Raw genomic sequence first — 25079 nt, forward strand, 5'->3', positions numbered from 1 at the left:
CTCGGGTCGTATCGTATCGCGATCAATTGAGCAATCACGACTTGCGTATCCGCGGCTCCGCCACGGCGGACGCGTTCGGTTCGTCACCAAAGGACGATCATGGCCATCGTTGATAAGATCACTAAATCGATCACCGAATCGCAGGTCTGGAAGAGCGTCTTTCGCCATCCGATGCCCACGGACCGCCGCAATCGCGTGGTCGTGATGCTCACCAACTTCTTCCTCCACTTGCACCCGGTGAGCGTCCGTAAGCAGGGGATTGCCCTGAGCTACACCTGGTGCATGGGCGGGACGACCTTCTTCCTGTTCATCGTCGAGGTGGTGACCGGCGTCCTCCTGATGTTCTACTACCGGCCGACCCTCGAGCATGCCTACAACGACATTCTCGCCCTTCGCGATGTGACGACCCTGGGGATCCTCCGCGAGCTCCATCGCTGGGGGGCGCACGCGATGGTGATTGCGGTCTGGCTCCATATGTACCGGGTCTTCTTGACCGGGAGCTATAAACCGCCACGCGAATTCAACTGGGTGGTCGGCGTCCTCTTGCTGGTGCTCACCCTCTTGCTCTCCTTTACCGGCTACTTGCTGCCTTGGGACCAGTTGGCGATCTGGGCCATCACGGTCGGCTCGAACATGGCGCGGGCCACGCCGCTGCTTGGCGTGGAAGGTCCAGGCGCTTCGTTGATCAAGCTGAATAATGTGAGCATGATCACCTCGGGCTCCGACGCCAAGTTTGCGCTCCTCGGTGGTCGAACGGTCGGCGAGATGACCTTGAATCGGTTCTACGTACTCCATTGCGTGGCGATTCCGCTGGCGGTCTCCCTGTTGATCATGATCCACTTCTGGCGGGTCCGGAAAGATGGCGGGATCAGCGGCCCGATGTGACGATGGGACACGCCCGCCTGGGGTCAGTCCTCGTGAATCCCTTGGGCGGGTCCTTTGAGCCACTAACCTTTCGAAAAGACGACCATGCACAAGGATCTGACCCCCGGCGTCATGACCGGGCTCGCCTGGTACTACCTCCTCGCGGCCATGCTCAACGCAGCCGCGGCGGCGTATGTCTCCTACATGGAGATCGTCTCGGAGGGAGCCTCGCGCGTCGGGCTGGCTCCCCGGACGCGTCGACTTCCCGAATGGCTGATGATCAGCTTTTTCGGACTCTATGGTCTGGCCACTCTGATAATCCTCGGGCGTGCCTACCTCCCTGAGGCAGCCCGGGCAGCCTACATCCTCTGCGCCATTGCCAACGTCCTGGTGGCGATCGGGGCGGCGGCCGATGCGGCCCACTTCAGCGAAGTGAAGGATGAGGGGCACGGTCGGGGCGATGAGGTTGGCCCCCCCAGCCTTGACGATCACCAGCCCGCCGTCGGGCTCGGCAAGGCGATGAATCGAACGCTCTGGACCCTGATCTGGGGATCGATTGCCGGGATCTTCCAGGTCATGGGGCTGGTCTACATCCTCGGGCGTGAGTTCTCACTCCCGCAGTTCTTCCGTGACGGGGTCAATTTCGTCTCGGGGCCGACCACCTTCTTCATCGGCGCCACGATCGGCTTCGCCGCGATGATCGCCTACCGGCGAACCTTGGCCAACGGGATCGTGGCCTGGGCCTTGGTGAACCTGTCCTTGCTCGCGTTCGGTCTGAGCATGACCGACTTCGACTTCCGGGATATCGTCACCAAGCCCGACAACGTCCCGATCGTCGGCCTGATGATTCTCGTCGGCTTCTTCACCTGGCTCGGCCTGCGACGTGCGGTCATCAACGACTCGCGGATGGCTCTCGGGTTGCCCAACCTGGAGGAACTCGAGCCCGAGAAGACCCTGACCTGGCCCGACCTCGTCTACACCGAGCTGATCGCGATGGTGGCTCAGACGATCTTCCTCGTCGTTTGGGCGATCGCATTGCAAGCGCCCCTCGAACAGCCGGCCAGCTCGACCGTGGCTCCCAACCCGTCGAAGGCCCCCTGGTACTTCCTCGGGCTTCAGGAAATGCTCGTCTACTTCGACCCCTGGATGGCCGGAGTCGTCCTGCCCAGCATGATCGTCGTCGGCCTGATGGCCATGCCCTACATCGATACGAACAAGACGGGCAACGGCTACTACACGATCAGTCAGCGGAAGTTTGCCTACATCACCTTCCAGTACGGATTCCTCGTGCTCTGGGTGATCCTGATTCTGCTCGGGACCTTCTTGCGCGGTCCCAACTGGAACTTCTTCGGCCCCTACGAATACTGGGATTTACACAAGGTCATCCCACTCAACAACGTCAACCTGTCGGACATTGTCTGGGTGCAGATCTTGGGTCGGACGAAGCCGACGAACATCCTGGTCAGGGAGATTCCGGGCCTGCTGGTCGTGACGGCCTACTTCGTGGTCGTGCCCTTGATTTTGACGCGGATCTCCTTCTTCAAGAAGATCATCGCCCAAGGGGGCTGGCTCCGCTTTAGCGTCCTGACGCTCCTGCTGCTGTTCATGGCCAGTCTGCCGCTCAAGATGGTGCTTCGCTGGACCATCAACCTGAAATACTTGATCGCCATCCCGGAATATTTCTTCAACATCTAAAACAACCGGGATCGGGTGAAGCCGAGCCACCCGGACCCGCGCAGGATGGACGCCCATGCCCGCAACTGAGGAAACATACCGCAGTCAGCCGACCTTGCACGTCGTCTTCGCGATCTCGTCAATCGCGATGACGCTCGTCATCGTCTGGATGATCATGGCCGACCACCTCCGACCCTGGAAGAACGTCCAGCGCGAGTTTCACCGGATCGAGGAGGCTAAGCTCAAGGTCTCTGAGAAGGAAAAAGTCCGCCTGCAAGCGGAGAAGTATCAGACCCAGATCGACCAGCTCAACGCCCAGATCACCGAGGCTGAACAGTACCAATATAAGAATGCCTCGGAGATCCGAAAGGTCGACGCCGAGCTCGAACGGGTCGGCGGCCAGAAAGACCGGCTCGATACCGCCAAGCGGTTCCAGAAGGCGGAACTCGACAGCGTTCGCAGCCTCTACGACGGCATGATCGACCGCGATGAAAAGCGGGAGGCGCGGATCTATCGCGACACCATCATCGTGGAGTGCGAACGGAAGCTGCTCGAGTTGTCAGAGGGTCTCGAGAAGGCCGAGGCGAAAGAGAACGAACTCAAGGCGAAACGTGAGGACCTGCTCGGACACGTTGACGACCTCAAGAAGAAGCGCGAGACCCTCACGCGTGATGCCGACCGCGTCAAGCGGACGATCAAGCAGAAGGAAGAGCAGTACTTCGGCCTGTTTGCCTGGTTGCGGAGTCTGCCGGGGATCGACCTGATGCCCCCCGACAAGATCCAGCAGATCAGCCTCCCCGACCTGACGATCAACTACAACTTCAAGGATGTTCCCCGTTACGACCGCTGCACGACCTGCCACCAGGGGATCGATCGGCTCGGCTATGACACCGACGCCGAGGGCAAGCCGATGAAGAAGGTCTTCGCATCCCATCCCCACCTCACGGATGGCGCGACGGCCCTCGACCCGCGAGGCAACGTGGTCAAGGCCGGGCTCTACCTCGACGGCAACGGGCCGCACAAGATCAACAGCTTCGGCTGCACGATCTGTCACGGCGGGCAGGGATCGGGAACGGATTTCACTTATGCGTCCCACACTCCGAACGACCTCAAGCAAAAAGAAGAGTGGGAGCACAAGAACGACTGGCACGAAATCCATCACTGGGATGAGCCGATGCTGCCCTCCCGGTTCATGGAGTCGAGCTGCTTGAAGTGCCACCACGAGGTGACCGACGTTCCCCAAGCCAAGAAGCTCCAGGCGGGATTCGAGCGGGTCACCAAGTACGGCTGCACCGGTTGCCATACCATCGGTGGCGAAGGGTCGTTCGGTCCGGACCTGACCGACGAACGGCAGGTGGGCCCGAACCTTTCGCACCTCGCCTCGAAGGTCTCGCGAGACTGGACGGCGAAGTGGATCAAGAACCCCCACGCGTTCCGCCCCGACTCGCGGATGCCCCGGTTCTATGGTGTGTCGAACAATGATGCACCCGCCGATGCGCCGAAGAACGACGCGGAAATTCAGGCGATCACTCACTACCTCTTCGCCACCAGCAAGCCGCCGACCGGTTTTGTCGACCCCCCTGCCAAGAGCGATCCTGCGAAGGGGAAGGAACTGTTCCTTCAGAAGGGTTGCATGGCCTGCCACTCGCACCGCCCCTACGAGAAGGGAGAGGTTCAGCGGGTCGACCGAGCCCAGATCAACCCGAAGTACAAGCCGGACGCGACGGCCACCCTCGACCCGAGCGGCTTCCCCGAGTCGGTTCGCAACTATGCGAAGGCGGACTATGGGCCGAACCTGTCGAACATCTCGGCCAAGTTCAAGTCGCATGCTGAGGGTTACAAGTGGCTGGCCAACTGGATCAAGTCGCCCGAGGCGTACCATCCCAAGAGCCTGATGCCCAACTTGCAGCTCTCGATGGAAGACTCGGCGAATATCGCCGCCTGGATTCTCTCGGTCCCCGGCGAGTGGCCCGTCCTGGTCGATGTCCCGGCCGCCGATTCGCCGACCGTGAAGGAAGGTCTTGACGAGCTGGTCCGGCTCTACGTTTCCAAGGGGGGGTATAAACGGAACGGCAAGCTTGAGTCGATCCCCTTGAGCGACGTGGATGAGTTCGTCGCCACCAGGCTCTCGCAGGAAGACAAGTTGATGTTCCTGGGGGAGAAGACGATTTCCCGCCTTGGTTGTTTTGGCTGCCATAACATCAACGGGTTCGAGACCGCCAAGCCGATCGGTACCCCGCTCAACGGCTGGGGCACCAAGAGCCCGACGAAGCTCGACTATGGCCACATCGCCGAATTCCTCGTCGATAAGAGCGAAGACGACGACAAGGCACGTGACGGCACCGACCCGTATTACCAGGAACAGCTCGAAGACCACACCCGGGCCGGCTTCCTCTACCAGAAGCTGCACCGGCCGCGGAGCTACGACTACGCCAAGACGAATGAAGACATCAAGGCCTGGGACGAACGGCTCCGGATGCCGCAATTCGCCTGGGCTGACAAGTCGGATGCCGTCGAAGAGGTGATGACCTTCGTGCTCGGCTTGACCGGCGAGAAGATCGCCAGCAAGTACCTGCCGAAGTCGCACTACGGCCCGTCGCAGTTTGCCGTGGCGCAGGGAACCAAGCTGCTGAATCGGTACAACTGCACCGGCTGCCATGTCGTCGATATGCCCAAGTTCACGGTGGCCGCGGGCAAACCGCTCGAGGAAGCGTTCACCGACCTGGCGACGAACGTGAAGGTTTCGTACAACGCCCGGGCGAATGACTACCTCAAGGAGTTCGCCGCTGGCCTTACCTACGACCCCAAGACGCCGCCCGAGTTGAAGCCGTACGACGGCCAAGGGGTGACGATCGAGGGGATGCCCATCGGCGTCTTCGAGGATGAACTCACCGTGCAGCTCTGGAAGCCGGTGACGATCCGAGGGTTCACCTTCCAGGTCGGCGACAACCTCACGCTCGACAAGACGAAGGTCGAGAAGACCGAGGCTGAGGGGGGGAACTTTGCCTGGCTCTATGCGAGCTATCAGGCGGAAAAGACGGGGAGCGATTTCTCCACCTTCTGGAACCGGCTTCCCCCGCCGCTCCTCCGCGAGGGGTTGAAAGTGCAGACCCCCTGGTTGACCTCGTTCCTGAACGATCCGTATGCGATCCGGCCTGCGGTCAACCTGCGGATGCCCAAGTTCCACTTCGGCAAGTCGGAAGCGCTGGCTGCCGGCGAAACGGCCGGCCTGGCCAACTTCTTCGCCGCGCGTGACGGAGCGGAGTTCCCCTACCAGCCGATCGCCGAGCGCGAGCAGGGCTACCTGGCCAAGCTCGAGGCGGAGCATCCCGATTACCTGGGGGCCGGTTGGGACCTGATGGCCAAGGGGGCCTGCATCCAGTGCCATGCACTCGGCCAGTTCAAGCCGACAGGCGGAGCAGAGGTGGTGAACGGCCCTGACCTGCGTCAGGTTGGGACGCGATTCCGGCCCGGCTATCTTGCGGAGTGGCTGGGAAATCCGAAGCGACTGGTCCCGTATACGGCGATGCCCCAGAACGTCCCGCCGCACGGACCGCCGCCGCCGTTCGTTCCCAAGACGTTCGCGGACAAGCCGACCGCCATGGTGATGGCGATCCGTGATACATTGCTCAACTACGTGAACGCCGTCGAACAGCAATTGGCCACCAACTCCAAGGCGGGCGCACCGAAGACCGTGCAACCGGCCAAACCGGGCGCTTCTGAGTGACGCGTCCGCCCTTGGGGCATGAGCCGTGACCCCCAGCTTCCAAAAGGGCCTGTCGCATCGGCCGTCAAACGCCGATGCGACCTGGCCTTTTCCATCCTCACGCACCAGGAGTTTCTCCAAAATGTCACACGCTTGGCCCCGTCCTTCGTTCATAACCGGCCTCGGTCTCGCAGGCGCCCTCCTGCTGACAATCACCGGTTGCGGCGGTAAGGGACAGGAGGTGGATGACGCTGTGGTCATCTCCGACCCGACCGTCGCCGCCCCCACTGCGGCTCCGGCTCCCGGTGGGACTGCCCCGGCTCCCACGGCCACGACCGCCGCTTCGCCGACATCCCCAGCGCCTGCTGAGAACGTCAAGGCAGAAGGTTGGGGAACGCTTAAGGGAGTGATTACTTTTGAGGGTACACCTCCGCCGCCGAAAGACCTCGTCGAGCCGGGGAAAGCCCCCAAAGACCCTGAGTACTGTGCCAAGGACCATCCGATCAAGACCGAGCGCCTGATCGTTGATGCCGGCTCCAAGGGGGTCAAGAACGTTTTGGTCTACATCCCCAAGCCGACTGCGGTGAATCCTGAGGCCAAGGATGCCGCCGCCAAGGCCGAAGTCGTGTTCGACCAGTCCAAGTGCATCTTCGAGCCCCACGTGCTGGCCGTCATGAACGGTGCGAAGATCCTGTTGAAGAACAGTGACCCGGTGAATCACAACGTGAACTCCAAGCTCAAGAACAACGGGACCAACCCGAACGTTCCCCCCTCGAGCGAGCTGGCGTTCGTGACCCAGGGGGGCGAAAAGACCCCCGGCGAAGTCGTCTGCGACATCCATAACTGGATGAAGGCCTACTGGATGGTCACCGATAGCCCCTACTTCGCGGTGACCGACGAGAAGGGGAACTTCGAGATCAAGAACGTGCCCGCCGGCACCCAGAAGGTCGTCGTCTGGCAAGAAGCTGTCACCGGCAGCGGCTTCGTGACCGCCCCCTCGGGACAAGCGGTGACGATCGCCGCCAATGGCACCGGTACGCTCGACCTCAAGATCGACGCCGGCAAGGTTCGCCCGGAATAATTTCGAAGGGGCACGGGGCTTTATCCCTCTCCCTGGCTTGATCTCGAGGGCCGCCGTTCCTGTCTCTTCAGGAATGGCGGCCCTTGGTCATTATGGGGCCGAGGGAATGACGGCCCGGCCAAGATCCCCCACGACTTGCCCGGATGAACCACGTAGGGGATACCCTCGCTCTACTCGAACTGATAACATTGAACATCTGCCGTATCTCTGCGAGGCAATGGCCGCGCACCCACCCAGCGATAACAATCACTGCACACAAAGGGTCGATCGCAATGAAGTTCGCGACACGATGGCTTTCCGCGGCCGCCGCTCGGGCCGCCGGAGTTTTGGCGGCTCTGACTCTCCTCACGGTGTCCGTCTCGCCCGCGCAGGCGGCCCTTCCTGTGGGTCTCCTCGGAGCCCCGGTCCTCTCCCAGGGTGGTTACGGCACGATCAAGGGCCGGCTGGTTCTGGACGCGGCCGAAGCCCCCGCTCGCCTGGTTCTCCAGGAGAAGGGGCAAGCTGCGAAGGATGGTCAGGTCTGCGCGAAAGATGAGGCCATCCTCGACGACAAACTTGTGGTCGATCCCAAGACCAAAGGAATTCAATTTGGGTTCGTTTACCTGGCCAAACCGAATGGCCAGCATCCCGACGCCCTGAAAGCGATTTCGGCCACGACGCCCAAAGTCGTCTTTGACCAGTTGAATTGCCGGTTCGTCCCCCACGTCGTCGCCGTGACCACGGACCAGACGGTCGTGTTCAAGTCGAGCGACCCCACCAGCCACAACCTTCGCTATGCCGGCTTCGCCAACGGTGGCTTCAACCAGATGTTGCCCGCGAAGAGCGAAGTCGAGAAGAAGTTCGCGGTGGAGAAGCGGCCGATCGCCGTCGGGTGCGACCTCCACCCCTGGATGACCGGATACTTGATGGTCTTCGATCACCCCTTCTTCGCCGTCACCGGGGAAGATGGCTCGTTCGAGATCCAGGGGGTCCCTGCCGGGAAGCAGAACGTCGTCGTCTGGCAGGAGAAGGCTGGGTATGTCACACCGGGCAATGCCGTTGGCGTTCCCGTTGACGTCAAAGCAGGCGCCACCGTCGATCTCGGGGACGTGAAGCTCGACCCCAAGAAGATCAAGAAGTAAGCCGGAACCGTAAGATGCAAGGGCCTTGGCCGGTCGGTTCGCTCGCCCGGTCAAGGCTCGCGTTGCCTCCCCACGAATCAAACAAAGGACAATGCTGACTACCCCTATGACGCGCCAACGCTTCGGCCGTGGGCTTCAATTCCTCGGCTTGATCATCCTTCCGTTTGGAATCGCCTCAGAATTGGTCGACAAGGTTGGATTGGGGCAGTCACTCCTGATTGCAGCCGGTGGAGCGCTCATTTTTTACGTTGGCTATGTCATGCAACACCGGCCCTGAGGTGGATTACGCACTTTTCTTTCGCGGTGCCGCCTATAATTGTAGCAATCGCGTGGTGGCAAAGGGTCTCGGGGGGCCGTGATGGGGCGGGAAGTGGTCGTCCGGCCGGTCGTGGTATTTGATTTGCTGTTGCAAATGACGTCGATCCTGGTGTGGAATAGATGATCGATTTCGGGGTCGCGGCGAAAGCGGGAATCGGGTCAAGTTTCGGGAACAGGAAGGCTCTGAGGTTCGATGAATCAGCACACGCGTCTACGGTTCAGCTCTCGAGACGGGTGAAGGTGGAGTCGAGCGGGTATCCGCTTTCTGATTCCTGGTCCTCGCGTGAAGTTCGCTATCCCCTGTTCGATCGACGTCCACCCCGGACGATCGGGCACGGAGGGTCTGCTCATGACGAAGTCTCGGTCGGATCGGGCAACTTATTTCATTTTCCTGATCGTCACATCTCTCCTTCCACTCCTCGCGCCTTGTCCGACCCTGGCCCAGGGACCGAACCGCACGGCGACGAAGTTTTATCCCGACTTCAGCGACACGGCGGACGCGCTGCTTCGCAATGCGTCGAGCCATGTTCGGGACGGGCAATGGGCCGAAGCGATCGATATCTATCAGCGCGTGATTCAGCAGTACGGCGATAAGGTCGCCAAGCTGCCGAAAGATGATGCAGCCAGTGATCGCACGGGGGAATCGGTCCTCTACGTGGACTTGCGCCATTTCTGCCAGCGTCGCCTCGCGACGCTCCCCGCCGAGGCGCTGGCGATCTATCGGCGGCGGGTCGATGCCCAGGCCGAACGTTGGTATCGGCAGGGGCGCGACGAACGGGATCGTGCGGCCCTCCGGCGGATTGTCGAGCAAGCCTTTTGCAGCACCTGGGGCGACGATGCGCTCGATCTGCTTGGCGACCTCGCTTTCCAGGACGGTCGGTTTGACGAAGCGATCGCACTCTACAAGCAACTCGTTCCCGACGCGACGGACGACCGCTCCGGTCTCATCTACCCCGATCCGAGCGTGGACCTGGCGCGGGTTGCGGCCAAAAAGGTTCTTTGCCGCGCCGCGCTCGGCGAGGCCGCACCGGACCCCGCCGTGCTCGAGGCCTATGCCAAGTCATACCCCGACGCGAGCGGTCCTCTGGCGGGGCGGACCGGCCCCTACCTGAAAACAATGGCGGCGGCCTTGAGTGCGGACCAGCTTGCTCCTCCCGCCCAGCCTGATGGCCGTTGGCCGACGTTTGCGGGCTCACCGACGCGGACCAAGGTCATGCCGGGTTCGATCGACGTCGGGTCGCTCCAGTGGCGGGTTCCGCTGCCGACGTTCGAGGCCACCAGGAGATCGCCGACGAATCCGTTCGGTCCCCGGAGTGGGATGGGAGGTGCAGTCAAGGTGGCCGACGATCGCCTGCTCTCGTACCACCCGATCGTCCTGGGCGACCAGGTCATCGTCGGGACCGAGAATAAGGTGATGGCCTTCAACCTGAACGATCGGCCCGAAGGTCCGGCGGGAAGCCCGTCGCAGGCGGTCAACCCGGTCTGGGAGGCTCCGCCAGACAACCAGGAGACGTCCGCGGTCGCGTCGATGCCGAACTCAACGGTGCCTCGTTATACGTTGACGACCTTCGGCGACCGGATCTACGCTCGCCTTGGGCCGGCTACTCCGGGTTTCCCAGGGCGAGGGACGACCGCTTCCTCGAGCCGGATCGTCGCGCTCGACCGGAAGACCGAAGGGAAGGTGCTCTGGTCGGCCTTGGCGAGCGAGATCGATATCTCCCGACGACCCGCCGACGGCAGCAATCGAACCGGGTTCGAGGGCACTCCGGTCGCCGATGCACGCAATGTCTATGTCGCGCTGACGGACCGCCGTGAGCAGACCACCACCTACGTCGCCTGCCTGGATGCCGAGAGCGGCAGCACGCGATGGGTGCGCTACCTCGGCGCGGCCTCGGCCGATGGCGACAACATGATGCCCTTCGGGGTGGGTGGCATGGGCTTCGGGATGGGCACGATGTCGCACGATTTCGGGCATCGCTTGCTTACGCTCGATGGTCCGACCATCTACTACCAGACCAACCTCGGCGCGGTCGTCGCCCTCGACGCCGAAACGGGGGGGATTTGCTGGGTGGCGACTTATCCTCGCCAAGACCTCACCGAAGGGGGGGCGAAGAGCGAGCGTGACCTCAACCCCGCGATCGTCCACGACGGTCTTGTGATTGTGGCTCCCGACGACTCCGCCTGTATCTATGGGTTCGACGCAGGGAGCGGTCGGCTCGTCTGGAAGAGCGAAGCGCTCCCGAGCGGAGTCAAGCTGGCCCACCTGCTCGGCGTCGCCAAAGGTCGGCTCATCGCCACGGGGGACCGCGTCCTGCTCTTCGACGTGAAGACGGGAAAACTCCTGAACACGTGGCCCGACAGTGGTCATGGCTATGAAGGATACGGCCGAGGCGTCCTAGCGGGCGATCGGATCTACTGGCCCACGAAGCAGGAGATCCACATCCTCGACCAGGCGAGTGGACTCAGGGCCGACCCTTCGATCAAGCTCCAAGCCTCGTACCAGACGACCGGCGGCAACCTTGCCGTCGGCGACGGCTACCTGATCGTCGCTCAGACCGACGCGCTGGTCGCTTTCTGCCAGAATAGCCGGCTGATTCAGCGCTATCGTGACGCCATCGCCCGCGCACCCGACCAGGCGGGGAACTACTTTCGACTGGCCCAAGCTGCGGAAGCGACGAGCCAGGATGACCTGGCGATCGAGTCGTTCGTCATGACTTTGAAGAAGGCCCGTCCCTCCGAGACGATGGACGGCGTCTCCCTGGCCGACGCCACGCGCGATCATCAATATCGCCTGCGAATGAAGCTTGGGAAGAAGGCGATGGCCGCGAAGGCGTGGGACCAAGGAGCCACGCACTACGGAGCGGCGGCCCAGGCCGCTCGGATCGACCGCGATCGGCTCATGGCTCGACTCAAACTGGCCGAAGTCGAGGTCGAGAGAGGAACCCCGCGCGAGGCTGTTGGTATTCTCCAGGAACTGCTCGAAGAGGAACCGATGAGGCTCCTCAACCTTGCGGCTGACGATGGCCACCGGACGATTCGCGCGGACCTCTTGATCGGCGATCGGCTGGCCACGCTCGTCCGGGAGCATGGCCGCTCCCTCTATGCCGACTATGACGAGGAAGCTCGCCAACTGCTGGAAAAGGGGCGAGAACAGAAGAGTCCGCGCCTCTTGGAAGAGGTTGGTCGGAGCTACCCGGTCTCTCAGGTGGCACCGGATGCCTTGCTCGCGCTGGGGCGTCTTTGCGACGCGCTGCAACGGCCGGCTGATGCCGCTCATGCCTATAAGCGGCTGCTCGCGACTGCGCCCAGCGATGAGTTCCGAGCGCGGGCCTTATGGGGTCTAGCCCACGCCTATGAAGTGCAACGACTCTGGGTCCCCGCTCGCGATGCCTACGTTGAGGCGATGACGCGGTTCGGCAACCTGCGGATCGATGAGGTTGGGACGGTGTCAAGACTCGGTGACCTCGCTTCCGAGCGGCTCACCCGTGAGCCGTTTGCGCGGATGGCGGCCGAGCGCTCGGAACCGAGCCTGCCGATCCCTCTGGTCCGGCGCTGGAGTCGACCACTCTCGGACTCGGTCCGGCCGCTCAGTGCCCAGGGCGTGCCCCCCTCGGCCATCGCCAATCGAATCTTCTTGGTCCAAGGGACCGAACTCGCCTCGGTTGATCCCAACTCGGGGGCCTCGCTCTGGGCGGCCGATCTCGATGGGGTTCCGGTCTGGGTGGGCTACCTGGCTGACAAAGTCGTCGCGGCAACGGCGACCCGGCTCGTGGCGCTGAGCCTCGACAAGGGAACGACCGAATGGACCCACGACCTCGGTGGGGCACCCCAGGGGAAGACGGGAGCAAACCCGTTCGCCAAACCCGAGGTTGGGGCCAATCCGGAGGACACGGCCTCGGCTCTATTGCACGGATTTCAGATCGTCGGCAATCGCCTGTTCTGTTTCCGAGGGAATAGCGAGCTTCTGAAGGAGGGGGAAACGCTCGAACTCCGGGCGCTGGACGGTGACACCGGGCTGATCGACTGGTCGTACGCACCGAGTTCGGGAAAGCTCAATCCGCTCGCCTTGATTGGCCCGCAACAGATTGTGCTCCAGGTTTTGAAGCCGAACTCGATTCTCGTCCTCGAGACCGAGGGGGGCCAGCGCAAGGCCGACTTTCCCTACTCGAGCCACCTCGGATGGCTGCGGACGCCGCTCGCTGTCGATGACGATCATATCGCGCTCGTCCCTGACCGTCGGACAATCGCCTTGTTTGACCTTCGCAAGGGGCTGAATTCCTGGGTTTTTCGCGAAAGTGACACACTTCCCAAGCACGGCTCGCCCCGCCTCTTCGGCAATGCCGAAGGATTGCTCGTGCTTCACGACGGCACCGAGTTGATTCGCCTCGACCCGGCCACCGGGGTGAAGCGTTGGGCTCACCCGCTGGGGGCGGAAGATTTGAGCGAACGGATCGATGCCACACTTGCCGACAGCGCGCGGTTTTATTGGGCAAGCGACCGAACGCTCAACGCCCTTTCGCTCAAAGACGGGAGCTTGATCTGGTCGACTCATTTGACGGGGGCGGACTCGGGCTGGTCTCTCGCGTTGACCGAGCGTTGCGTGTTAGCCTTTCCTCTCTACCCGGCATCGAAGCCGGGAGAAGGCGAGGGGTTGCCCCTCGTCTTCCGTCGCCGCGACACGGGGACCTTGATGCAGCGCGTCCTCTTTCCGGTGCCCGCTTCCGACGTGACCGTGCGGCTCGCCCCGCGCGGAGCGATGGTGGCGACCCGCGAAGGCTTCTGGGCACTCGGAGATCGTCAGTAAGCTCAAAACGGACGTAGCCCCGTCGTGCCCAAAGCCAAAAAAAAGAGGACTGGCCAACAAACCGTCTCGCCACTGTCTTGAAATGATCGAACCGGCCGTGCCGCCGAATCCGTCCCAGGGAGTTCCAGGCGTGAGCGACGAACCGACAACCCAACCACTCCAGAACGACGACCTCGCCGCGGTCGAGCGACTCAAAGATGCGTTCGACAAGCTCAAGAACGAGATGAGCAAGGTCATCGTCGGCCAGCAAGCGGTTCTCGAGGAACTGCTCATCGGAATCTTTGCGCGGGGCCACTGCCTTCTGATCGGGGTCCCTGGCCTGGCCAAGACCTTGATGATTCACACCCTCGCCGATGCGCTCAACCTGACCTACAACCGGATCCAGTTCACCCCCGACCTGATGCCGTCCGACATCACGGGGACCGAAGTGATCCAGGAAGACAAGGCGACGGGTGTTCGCCAGTTCAAATTCTTGCGCGGGCCGATCTTCGCCAACATTGTGTTGGCCGATGAAATCAACCGCACCCCACCGAAAACTCAGGCCGCACTCCTCGAGGCGATGCAAGAGCGGCAGGTGACGGTGGGGGGCGATCGCCACCGGCTGCCCGACCCCTTCTTCGTGCTCGCGACCCAGAACCCGATCGAGCAAGAAGGGACCTACCCCTTGCCCGAGGCTCAGCTCGATCGGTTCATGCTTAACATCCTTGTGGACTACCCCGAGGAGGATGAAGAGCTCGAGATCGTCCGGCTGACGACCTCGCTCCAGAAGCCGAACGTGTCGAAAGTACTCTCCGGAGCCGACATCCTCGAGCTCCAGGAGATTGTCCGGAAGGTTCCGGTGGCCGACCATGTCTCGCGCTACGCCGTCAAGATTACCCGGATGACCCGGCGCGAGAAGGGGGATGTTCCCGACTTCGTTCGCGACTACGTGAGCTGGGGAGCCGGCCCACGCGCCAGTCAATTCCTCGTGTTGGCGGCCAAGGCCCGCGCGGTGCTCTATGGACGCTACTATGTCTCGACCGAAGACATTCGCGCCGTGGCCGGCCCCGTGCTCCGCCATCGAATCGTCACCAACTTCAACGCCGAGGCTGAGGGCCTCAAGCCCGACGATATCGTCAAGCGACTGATCAAGGCCGCCCCGATCGACGAGCACGAGGCTGAGCAAAGTGGAAAACTCCCAAAAATATTTAAATCCGCAAACGCTAGCTAGCCTCGAAGGCCTCGACCTCCAGGCACGCCTGGTGGTCGAGGGCTACGTTGCGGGCATGCACCCGAGCCCCTACCACGGCTTCTCGGTGGAGTTTGCCGAGCACCGTGAATACGTGCCCGGCGATGACATCCGGCACGTCGATTGGAAGGTCTGGTCCAAGACTGACAAGCTCTATTTGAAGCAATATGAGGAAGAAACCAACCTTCTCTTGTACTTGCTGCTCGATACGAGCGAGTCGATGGGCTATGCCTCGGGCAATAACGTCACGAAGCTGCAATACGCGCAGTTCGTGGCGGCCGCGCTCGGCTACATGGTGCTTCAGCAGCAGGATTCGGTCGGCCTGGCTTTGTTCGACGACATGGTCCGTCGCTACCTCAAGCCGGCCGGTCAGCCGTCGCACCTCAAAGAGCTGATCCACCTGATGGACACTTCCCCCGCGCGGCAGAAGTCGGACCTCTCGATCGTGTTTCACGACCTGGCGGAACGATTCAAGAAGCGCGGGGTCATCGCCATCTTCTCCGACCTCTTCGATGACGTTCCCAAGATCGTCGCCGGGCTCAGGCACTTCCGGCATCGCCGCCACGAGGTGATCGTCTTCCACATCCTCGACCCGGCCGAACTCGACTTTCCGTTCCGAGACACCACCCTGTTCAAAGGGATGGAGGGGATGCCCGAGATCCTCACCGAGCCTCACGCCTTGCGCCGGGCCTATCAGGCCGAGATCAGCGCCTACCTGGCCGAAGTCAAGAAGGGGTGCCAGATGATCGACATCGACTACGTCCCGATCCGGACCGATATGGATCTTGACCTCGCCCTGTCGAGCTACCTCGCCTCCCGCGCCGCCAGAAAGCGGTAGAGTCAAGGTCGACCGGGAGTGCTGGTCGATTCCCGCGATCCTTCTTTTTTTGAGAGTCTGTCCGATCGGACCAAGCCTTCCCGGCAGCGAGTTCAGGAAGAGGAGACGACGTTGGACTTCCCGATCGTGCTGGCCCTGAGCTTCGCCAATCCCGCGCTTCTCTGGGGCCTGGTCGCGGCGTCGCTCCCGATCATCATCCACCTCCTGAATCGGCGGAAATTCCGCGAGGTGCAGTGGGCGGCGATGCGATTCCTCCTGGCCGCGATTCAGAAGAACTCCCGGCGAATCCGGGTGGAAAACTGGGTCTTGCTGGCGATCCGCACCCTCGTGATCCTCTTGGTCGTCTCGGCCATGGCCAAACCATTCCTCGAGAGTCTGGGGGCGCTGCCGATCATCGCGGGGCAGCGGACCCACCATGTCCTCGTCCTGGACGGGTCGCTGAGCATGGCGTACTCGACCGGTGAGACGACGCGGTGGGAACAGGCCAAGGCGCTGGCCAAGCAGTTGGTCAAAGACACAAGGCGTGGCGACGCGGTCAGCGTGGTTCTCATGGCCGACCCGCCGAGGATTTTCATCAAGGACCCGTCGCCCAACCACTCCGAGGTCCTCAAAGAGATCGAGGGTATCACGCTCCCTCACGGCGGGACCGACCTGGCCGCGAGCTTCGCCGCGATCGACCGCGTCCTCGAAGCCTCCCCCATCACTCAGAAAGAGGTCGTCTTTCTCACGGATCTCCAAGCGGCGAGCTGGCGCAAGCCCGAAGGGGATAAGGACGAGGGGCTCAAACGTGCCGTCGCCAATCTCTCGCAACGGAAGACCCGCTCGGTCGTGATCGACCTGGGCAAAGCCGGAGATATCAACCGGGCCGTGACGGAACTGGGGCTCACGCCCCCCATTGTGACCGTGGGAAACTCGACCTTGATCCGGGCGGTTGTGCGGAACTTCGCCCCGGAGAAGGCCGAAGGGGTCCACGTCCGTCTGATCGTCGACGGTCGGCTTGGTCCTGAGGAAACCGTCGACCTGCCGGTGGGTGAAGACCAAGCCGTGGTTTTCCGTCATACCTTCGGAACATCCGGCGACCACGACGTCGAAGTGCGGATCGATGATGACCCGCTCCCGCTCGACAACCACCGTTGGCAGGCCGTGCCGGTCCGTGAGTTCCTCAACGTCCTGCTCGTCGACGGCCATTTCAAGCCCGAGGCGTTCGAGGCGGAGACCGACTTCCTGGCCGCGGCGTTGAACCCCGCCTCGGACTCCACCGGTGCCCCGAGCGCGATCCGGACGACGGTCGTCGCCGAGTCGCAGCTCTCTCGCCTCGAACTCGCCTCGTTCGACACGGTCGTCCTCTGCAACATCGCTCAGTTCACCGAGTCGGAAGTCAACTCGCTCGACGACTACCTGAAGCAAGGGGGGGGCGTCGTCGTTTTTGGAGGCGATCAGGTCGTCCGCGAGAACTACAATCGGCTCCTCTACGCCGACGGCAAAGGGTTGCTCCCCGCTGCGATCGGGGCGAACGTGGGAGACGCCTCCAAGAAGAACGAGTCAGCGTTCGGGTTCGCACCGCTCGGCTATCGCCACCCGATCATCGAAGAGTTTGCCAACGTACCGGAGTCGGTCCAGGCGAGCCTGACCGGGACGAGAATCTACGAGTACCAAAAGCTGACGCTTCCCAAAGGGTCGCGGGCCAAGGTCGCGCTCGGGTTCGAGACCGGCGACCCCGCCGTGATCGAGATTCCGAGGTATCGAGGCACGGTCATCCAGGTGGCAACCTCGGCCGATTCGGGGTGGACGAACTGGCCTGCGCACCCGAGCTACCCTCCTGTGATGGAGAAGATCGTCCTCGAGGCGGCGGCCGGTCGGCTCGCCGAACGGAACGTGCAAGTCGGGCAGCCGCTCGATCAATCGTTGCCGGCGAGCGGGGCCTCGGCCGCCGTGACGATCGTCACACCGGACAAGCGGAGCCTGACCACCAAGCTCAAGGCGGAGGGGGGAGTAAGTCAGCTCCACTTTGAAGACACCGAGATCTCGGGGCCCTATCAGGTCAAGGTAGGCCCCCCCTTGGCGCTGGAGAGCCTGTTTGCGGCGAACCCGAATCCGGCGGAGAGCGACCCGACCAAGCTCGATCAGGCGGGCCTGGCGGCTGCGGTTCCCGGCTGGAATTTCGCTTATATGACGAACTGGAAGGAACTGTCGCATAACGCCGGCGCTGTGAGCCGGCGCGGGGAGCTCCATCGCCCCTTCCTCTATGGGGTCCTGGTCTTGCTCCTTCTCGAGTCGGTCCTGGCCTGGATTTTCGGACACCATGCATCTCGAGCGTGAGGACGGTTGACCGTGATGGAGTGGCTGCTGCTCAAAATCGCCGACCGACTTGGAGTCGAGCCCGCGCGGGCCGGAGAGGCGATCGTTCCCCAGATCCGCTTCGAGCAGCCTTGGTCGCAGGCGGTCTGCGTGTTCATCGTCCTTGCCTCAGCGGCCCTGATCATCTGGCTCTATCGCCGTGAGGGGAACGCCTCGATCCTCTACAAGATGGGGCTTGCCGCGCTCCGGATCACCCTCGTTTTGTTGACCTTGTTCATGCTCTCCGAAGCGGTCCTCTCGGTGGAGCGGACCGGTTTACCCTATTTCGTCGTGATGGTGGATGACTCGGCGAGCACCCATGTCGCCGACCAGTATGCCAACCCCAAGACGAAGCTCGCGCTCACGGAACTGACCAAGAAGCCCGAGCCGAGCCGGCTCGACGTGGCCAAGGCCTGGCTGGAGCGCGACAACGCCCAGACCCTCCGCGAGTTGCAGAAGCAGAACAAGGTCCGGCTCTACCTCGTCTCCTCGTCGGCCCGTCTGCTCGCCGAGGTGGATAAACCGGAGGAAGTCCAGCCTGCGATCGAGAAACTGCGCAAAGTGGAGGCGATCGGAGGCCAGACCCAGCTGGGTGAAGGGGTCCGGCAAATCCTTACGGAGCTGCGTGGAGCGCCCCCATCGGCGATCCTCCTCCTGAGCGATGGCCAGACGACCGAGGGCATCGGCCTCGCGAAAGCAGCGGAGCTAGCCGCGCGCAAGGGGGTGCCGCTCTATACCATCGGACTGGGTGACCCCGAGCCTGCCCGCGACCTGGAGCTGACCGAACTGCTCGTCGACGAAGTGGTCTTCGTGGATGACCTGGTCCGGTTTCAGGCGAAGTTGCTGTCGCGCGGATTCGCCGGCCAGGAGGTTGTTATCCGCTTGAAAGAGCGTGATCGGACCTCGAGTGATCCCCAGGCCGCGCGCGAGCTCGAATCGATCCGGGTCAAGGCCCCCCCGGACGGCCAGCCGCTCCGTGTCGAGCTTGGTCACAGGCCCAAGGAGACGGGGGATGTCACGTATATTCTCGAGGTCGATCCCCGCCCCCGTGAGCTGCAAGCGGATAACAACCGGATCGTCCGCACGGTCAACGTCCGCAAGGAGAAGCTCAAGGTCCTACTCGTTGACGGCGAACCGCGTTACGAGTATCGCTACCTCAAGAATTACCTCGAGCGTGAAGAGACGATTGATCTGAGCGTCCTCTTGGTCTCCTCCGACCCGGAATACAGCGAGCAGGATCGGTTCGCGTTGCCCACCTTCCCCGCCGCCAAGGAAGACCTTTTCGCCTACGACGTCGTCCTGCTCGGTGACGCGGATCCCAGTTACCTGAGCGTCTCCCAGATGCAGAACCTGGCCGAGTTCGTCACGGAGAAGGGGGGCGGGCTCCTGTTCATGGCCGGGGCCGGCTTCAACCCGCTGCACTACAAGGCGACCCCCCTGGAAGTCCTCCTGCCGATCGAACTGGCCGAGGCACGCGACCCGACCGCCGTCGGCAACGCAATCACGGCGTTCCGCCCCGAGCTGACGGGGGAGGGGCGGGCCAGCCCCATTTTCCGGTTTGGCGACGACGAGGCTTCGAGCACTCAGATCTGGCAGAACCTCCCCGAGCTCTACTGGTATCTCGAAGCGCCGCGGAAGAAGCCGGCTGCCGTGGCCTTGGCCGAGCATCCCACTCAGATCGGTTCGGACGGGAAGCTGCCCATCTTTCTCTACCAGTTCGTGGGCTCGGGCAAGACCATGTTCAGCGCCGTCGACGACACCTGGCGCTGGCGGTTCCGTGGCGGCGATCGCTACTTCGACCGCTACTGGATCCAGACGATTCGGTTCCTGGCGCGAACGAAGCTCACCGGCCAGAAGCAGGCGGAGATTGAAACGGACCGCCGCCGCTATCAGCGGAATCAGCCGATCCAGATCCGGGTCCGGTTCCCCAACCCCGCGCTGGCGCCGACACGCGGCGAGGTTGTGGTTCAGATCGAGCGCAAGGGCCAAGGGCCGAGAAAGCTGACCCTCAAGCAATCGCCGGGCACCCGCAACCTGTTCGAAGGAGCGCTGGCCCAAGCCTCTGAAGGAGAGTACGAAATCCGGCTCCTTCCTCCTCCGGTCCTCGTAGGACCCGCCCCGACCGCAACCTTCCGGGTCGACGCCCCCGCCGGTGAGATGGAACGGGTGCAAATGAATGAGGCCGAGCTGATCCGCGCGGCGACGACTTCGGCGGGCCGGTTCTACACGCCCGAGACCACGGCCAGTCTGCTCAAGGATCTCCCGAAACCACAGAAAGTGCCCCTCGATACCGATCCTCCGATCCCGCTCTGGAACACATGGCCGATCCTGCTTTTGTTCCTGGCGGTGATCGGGGCGGAATGGGTTTTGAGGAAACGCAAGCAGATGGTATAATTGTCGTTAGAATCATTAATGTCTGGCCATGTTCCGGGCGGGAGGCCGACGTGGATACCAGTCTCGAGTCCAGAATCGCAACGCTCCGTGCTCAAGTCCGCCGCATCCTGGCGCTGCACGGGATGAGCTGGGTGGTCGGCTTGGTCATGCCGCTCATCATCATCGTTGGCCTGCTCGATTGGATGGTTCATCTCGATGCCTTGGTGCGACTGGCCGCGCTGATCGGGCTGATCGGGTTTGGGCTCTGGCTCGGCTTTCGCTACGTGATCACCCCGTTGATCGTGCGCTTCCCCGACCTCGACATCGCGATGCGGATCGAGGAGCGTTGGCCCGGCTTGAACGACCGCTTGGCCAGCACCGTGCAATTCTTGCGGATGTCGGCCGACGACGATCGATTCGGTTCGCCTTCGTTGCGCGAGGCGACGATTCGCCAGACTCTGGAAGAGACGCGGGCGATCGACTTCCGCGAGGTCCTCGAGCGGAAGCCGTTGGTTCGTGCCCTGGGAGCCGCCTCGGCCGCCTCGGTCCTCGGTCTCGCCTTTCTCTTGGCCGCTCCCGACCTGAGCTCAATCGCACTCAAGAGACTGTTTCAGCCGTTCGGTGCGACCCGGTGGCCGCAGCGGACTCATCTCAGCCTGCTCGGTCGTGAGACGCCACGGAAAGTGGCGCGGGGCGAGCCGTTCAGCCTGGGCGTCAGCGTCGGCAAAGGGGAGACCGTTCCGTCCTCGGCGCGGGCCACCTACCGGTTTTCCAATGGTGAGGTGGTGACGGAACCGTTACGGGCCGTCGAGGGAGGGATTTTTCGCGGGAGGCTGGAGGCCGTCGAACGCGACTTCACCTTCTCCGTCGCCGCTGGAGACGATTCCACCTCGGTTCGCAACGTCGCTGTCAGCGTCGTGCCGCCTCCCGCCTTGACGCAGGTTGCGATCCACCTGGTTCCCCCAGCCTACACCGCGATCGCTCCCTACACACTCGCCTCGGGGAATACTCAGATCCGCGCGGTCGAGGGAACCCGAGTCGAGATCAAGGCGCAAGCGAATAAGCCGATTCAGACCGCCGCGCTGCATCTCGGCGAGTCAACGGTACAGCAAGCGATTGGCTTCGATAAAGCGCGCACCCGGCTCACCACGGACTTCGTGGTGACTGCGTCGCACCCCTTCTGGTTTGAGCTTCACGACACCGACGGCTTCGCCAATCGCGAAGCGCCGCGGTACGATATCCGGTCGATCCGCGACGAAGCCCCGCGCGTCGTCATCGATCAGCCCCCCAACGACCGCGACGTCCCGGCCAAGGCGGTGGTCCCCGTTCGATTCACGGTCGACGATGACTACGGGATCCAGTCGGCCAGGATTCTCTACCGGACCGCTTCGGGGGGATCCGAGCCCACCAACGTCGTGGTCCTTCCGCTCTGGGATGCCAAGGACCAGGCTGCCGGTCAACCCACCAAACACCAAGAAGTCTCCTACGAGTGGAACCTGGCGCCGCTGAACCTCCCTCCTGGTTCGGTCATCACGTTCCACGCCGAAGCGCTCGACATCGATAACCTCAAGGGGCCCAACCTGGGCAAGAGCCGAGAACTGCGGCTTCGGATCGTCTCGGACGAGGAGATCGGCCGCCAGCTCGATGACCAGCGTCGCGAAATCCGCGAGGAAACCGCTCGGATCCTCGCGATGGAGAAGCAGGCGCAAGTCCCTGTCAACGAGGCCCTTCGCAAGCTCGAGACGACCGATGCGCTCGATCAGCCCGCGCGGGACGACTTGAAAAACGCTGAGATGATTCAGCGTCAGGTCGGGAGTCGGATCAACAGCCGGGCCGACGGCCTGGACCAAAAGATCGGCCGCTTCCTCGACGACCTCAAGAACTTCAATGTCCCCAATCCCGACGCCGCGAAGCAGATGCAGGAGATGCAGGCTGGTGTCGAACGGATCCGGGACAATCACCTCGGCCCTGCCGAACAGGGCCTGACCCACGCCGCAAAGAACCTCGAGGAAGCGCAAGCGGCGAAGCCGAAGACGGCCGAGAACCCTGGTGAGGGGGCACGGCCCAACCCTTCGACTGGCCCCGCCAAGACGGAGCAGGACGCTGCCAAACCCGAGGGCAGCAAGAGCGCGTCCCCGTCCAAGAACGGGGCGCAGGATCCAGCCGACAAGAAGGCCGGGCAAGAGCCGGCCAAGGATGGAACGCAACCGGCCCCTGACGCGTCCAACCCGAAGGGGACGGCCGAGGATCCGGCCAAGGCCGATCCCGCCGCCCCGCGCAATCGATTCAACGAAGTCGCCCGGAACGACCTGAAGGAGAGCCGGGCGAACCAGCAGGCGATCGCTGACGAGCTGCAAAAGATGCTCGACGGGCTCAGCGAGTTCGAGACCTATCGGAGCGTGGTCAAGGATGCGCAGAACCTGCTCAAAGAGCAGGAACAGACCATGAAGCAGACGGCCGACGCGGCGAGCAAGGCGGAGCTCATGGGCAAGACGCCCGAAAATCTCACGCCCGAACAGAAGGCGGATCTCGCCAACCTCGCCGATCGTCAGGGCAACGTCTCTCGGGGGCTCCAGGGCCTCCAAGAGCAGATGAACGACATGGCCAAGAAAATCGAGGAGTCGGACCCGCTCGCCGCCGCCGCACTCCGCGATGCGGCCGATGAAAGCCGAAAGCAGGGGACCGCCGCCAAGATGGGGGAAACCGCCGATCGGCTCGCGAAGAACCAGATGGGTGAAGCAAGAGCCGGCCAGGAACAGGCACGTCAGGAACTCAAAGATCTGGTCGACTCGATCCAGAACCGTCGCGAACGCGAACTTGCCCGGCTCGTCAAGGAACTCAAGAACGCCGAGGCCGATCTCAAAGCGCTCAAGGATCGGCAAACCCAGAATCTCAAGAAAACCGACGCCGCGCGAAAGAACCAGGACGCGAAACAGCGGGCCGACGAACTGAAGAAACTCGCCAAGGAACAGGAAGAGATCCAGAAAGAACTGAATAAGCAACTCAAGAAACTGGCCAAGCTGAATGCCGAGGGGGCCGCCCAGGCCGGTTCCCGCGCGTCCGCTAAAATGAGCAAGGCCAAGGCCGACCTCGACCAGGACCAGGGCGAACAGGCGGGGCAAGACCAGGAGGAAGCGCTGGCCGACCTTGAGGATGCCGAGGAACAGGTCGCTCAAGCCCGCAAAGAGCTTGAAGAGCAGCTCGCCATGGAGCAGCTCGCCAAGATGGGCGACGAACTGAAATCACTCGCCGAACGACAGGGGAAGATGGTCGAGGATATCACCAACTACGAGACGCTCCGGACCAAACGCGAAGGGTCGCTGACCGTCGCGCAGCGGACCGGCGTCCGTAACCTGGGACGGGTCCAGGAAGGACTCAAGGACGAATCGGCCAGCCTCGCCGAGAAACTCGAAGGGGCCCCGGTCTTCGCTCTGACCTTGAAACGAGCCGGTCAGGCGATGGACGACGCGGCGCAGCGTTTGCTGACCCTGAAGACGGATGAAGAAACGCAGCGGGCCGCCCGCGCGGCCGCCCGCCGCTTCGAGCAGCTCATCAACGCGCTCAAGCCCGACAAGCCCAAGAATGGCGGCCAAGGCCAGGGGGGTGGAGACGGGCAAGGAGGGGGCGGTGGCGGCGACGGGATCCCGCCCGCCGCCCAGGTCAAGATGCTCAAGGCCTTGCAGGAAGAGATCAACGACCGCACGGAATTCTTCGACGAGCTCCGCCGCCGCAAACACGAGCTGACTCCTGGGCAGAATGAAGAGCTCGGGCGTTTGGAGACCGACCAGGGGACACTCGCCGACCTCGCTCGCGACCTGACCCGACCCAAGAAGGAAGACGGGGAGGACTGACCATGTCGAAGCCGCAACTGTTCTCGCTCGCGACGACGCTTGTCGCCACCTTGCTCTGCGGGTCGCTTGGCCTGGCCCAAGACCCTCCCAAGCCGGCCGACGATGCGCTCGAACGCCTCCTCGAAAAGCTCGAAGGCCCCAAAGACGACGGGGATAAGCCAGCCACGGAGAAGAAGCAGGCGGAAGTCGCTCCCAGCGACAAAGACCTCGATAGCCTGCTCGAAAAGCTGGGCCAGACGACCGATGCGCCCACTCCTGAGGATCAGCCCAAACGCGTGGGGCCTGGCCTGAAGATTCCGCCTCCCCCCGCCGATCAGGCGGGCAAGGGCAAAGGTAGTGAGCTCAAGGGGGATGCCAAAGGTCTCGACGAGCACCTCGAAGAACTCACCGGCCGGTCGGCGAAGAAGAAAGACCGCAAACAAGAGCAGGGCGAGCCGAGCGGTCCCCTCTCCAAGGTGATCAAGGAGATGCGCGACGTTGAGCAGCGGCTGGGCAAGACGGATACCGGGGAAGAGACGAGGAAGCGACAGTCCGAGATCGTCAAGAATCTTGAAGGCCTGATCGAGCAGATGCGCGAATCGCAGTCGCAATCCCAGTCCAAGAAAAAAGCACAACTGAGCATGAAGCCTGCCAACCAGCCCGGATCCAAGGGGGGGCAGGAGCAGGGGGCTATGGCCAAGGGGACCGGAGCCTCGAAGCCGGAGCGACCGACTGATAAGCATGCGAATGCAGGCGGCAAGGATGAGTGGGGTCACCTTCCCGCCGAACTCAGGCAGCAGATGGTCAATATCTTCAAGGAAGAAGGGCTGCCGAACAAGGCGGAGCACATCAGGCGCTATTACCTTTCCCTCTCCAAAAAGATCCTGACCCGAGAGGAGTAATCG

At 62.7% G+C, this 25079-nt stretch carries 12 protein-coding genes; all 12 read left to right on the top strand.

Translation table 11 applies throughout. The features are described from left to right. The first annotated feature begins 99 nt into the window (after nt 1-99). Nucleotides 100-885 carry a cytochrome b N-terminal domain-containing protein gene (locus SINAC_RS08955; protein WP_015245362.1) on the top strand — a complete coding sequence of 262 codons (786 nt, stop codon included), beginning with the start codon at nt 100-102 and terminating at the stop codon, nt 883-885. Between the two features lie 84 nt (nt 886-969). Next, nucleotides 970-2559 (top strand): hypothetical protein, encoded by a 1590-nt coding sequence (locus tag SINAC_RS08960; RefSeq protein WP_015245363.1) that lies wholly within the window; start codon nt 970-972, stop codon nt 2557-2559. 55 nt (nt 2560-2614) lie between these two features. Next, the gene (locus tag SINAC_RS08965) at nt 2615-6265 is read left to right on the top strand and encodes a c-type cytochrome (RefSeq protein ID WP_015245364.1); all 3651 of its coding nucleotides are present in this window, start codon (nt 2615-2617) and stop codon (nt 6263-6265) included. Nucleotides 6266-6386: 121 nt separating this feature from the next. Further along, a complete protein-coding gene (locus SINAC_RS08970; protein WP_015245365.1) occupies nt 6387-7325 on the top strand; it encodes a carboxypeptidase regulatory-like domain-containing protein in 939 nt (312 codons plus the stop codon). Between the two features lie 272 nt (nt 7326-7597). Then, a complete protein-coding gene (locus tag SINAC_RS08975; protein WP_015245366.1) occupies nt 7598-8446 on the top strand; it encodes a carboxypeptidase regulatory-like domain-containing protein in 849 nt (282 codons plus the stop codon). A gap of 667 nt (nt 8447-9113) precedes the next feature. Next, nucleotides 9114-13568 carry an outer membrane protein assembly factor BamB family protein gene (locus SINAC_RS08980; protein WP_015245367.1) on the top strand — a complete coding sequence of 1485 codons (4455 nt, stop codon included), beginning with the start codon at nt 9114-9116 and terminating at the stop codon, nt 13566-13568. Between the two features lie 130 nt (nt 13569-13698). Continuing rightward, nucleotides 13699-14778 (top strand): AAA family ATPase, encoded by a 1080-nt coding sequence (locus tag SINAC_RS08985; protein WP_015245368.1) that lies wholly within the window; start codon nt 13699-13701, stop codon nt 14776-14778. After that, a complete protein-coding gene (locus tag SINAC_RS08990; RefSeq protein ID WP_015245369.1) occupies nt 14735-15634 on the top strand; it encodes a DUF58 domain-containing protein in 900 nt (299 codons plus the stop codon). The genes SINAC_RS08985 and SINAC_RS08990 overlap by 44 nt, the downstream gene beginning before the upstream one ends. 111 nt (nt 15635-15745) lie before the next feature. Further along, the gene (locus SINAC_RS08995) at nt 15746-17953 is read left to right on the top strand and encodes a BatA domain-containing protein (protein ID WP_015245370.1); all 2208 of its coding nucleotides are present in this window, start codon (nt 15746-15748) and stop codon (nt 17951-17953) included. Nucleotides 17954-17968: 15 nt separating this feature from the next. Next, on the top strand, nt 17969-20365 hold the full coding sequence (locus tag SINAC_RS09000) for a VWA domain-containing protein (RefSeq protein ID WP_015245371.1): 2397 nt from the start codon (nt 17969-17971) through the stop codon (nt 20363-20365). Nucleotides 20366-20415: 50 nt separating this feature from the next. After that, nucleotides 20416-24195, top strand: coding sequence for a DUF4175 family protein (locus tag SINAC_RS09005; protein ID WP_015245372.1), 3780 nt, complete (start codon nt 20416-20418; stop codon nt 24193-24195). Between the two features lie 2 nt (nt 24196-24197). Then, nucleotides 24198-25076 carry a hypothetical protein gene (locus tag SINAC_RS09010; protein ID WP_015245373.1) on the top strand — a complete coding sequence of 293 codons (879 nt, stop codon included), beginning with the start codon at nt 24198-24200 and terminating at the stop codon, nt 25074-25076. The last annotated feature ends 3 nt before the right edge of the window (nt 25077-25079 follow it).

This window comes from Singulisphaera acidiphila DSM 18658, assembly GCF_000242455.2.
Classification (GTDB): Bacteria; Planctomycetota; Planctomycetia; order Isosphaerales; family Isosphaeraceae; genus Singulisphaera; species Singulisphaera acidiphila.

Bases quoted from the DNA above. Each gene is read 5' to 3' on its own strand.
- SINAC_RS08975 (WP_015245366.1), top strand. From the start codon at position 7,598: ATGAAGTTCGCGACACGATGGCTTTCCGCGGCCGCCGCTCGGGCCGCC.
- SINAC_RS08980 (WP_015245367.1), top strand. From the start codon at position 9,114: ATGACGAAGTCTCGGTCGGATCGGGCAACTTATTTCATTTTCCTGATC.
- SINAC_RS09010 (WP_015245373.1), top strand. From the start codon at position 24,198: ATGTCGAAGCCGCAACTGTTCTCGCTCGCGACGACGCTTGTCGCCACC.
- SINAC_RS08965 (WP_015245364.1), top strand. From the start codon at position 2,615: ATGCCCGCAACTGAGGAAACATACCGCAGTCAGCCGACCTTGCACGTC.
- SINAC_RS08955 (WP_015245362.1), top strand. From the start codon at position 100: ATGGCCATCGTTGATAAGATCACTAAATCGATCACCGAATCGCAGGTC.
- SINAC_RS09000 (WP_015245371.1), top strand. From the start codon at position 17,969: ATGGAGTGGCTGCTGCTCAAAATCGCCGACCGACTTGGAGTCGAGCCC.
- SINAC_RS08970 (WP_015245365.1), top strand. From the start codon at position 6,387: ATGTCACACGCTTGGCCCCGTCCTTCGTTCATAACCGGCCTCGGTCTC.
- SINAC_RS08960 (WP_015245363.1), top strand. From the start codon at position 970: ATGCACAAGGATCTGACCCCCGGCGTCATGACCGGGCTCGCCTGGTAC.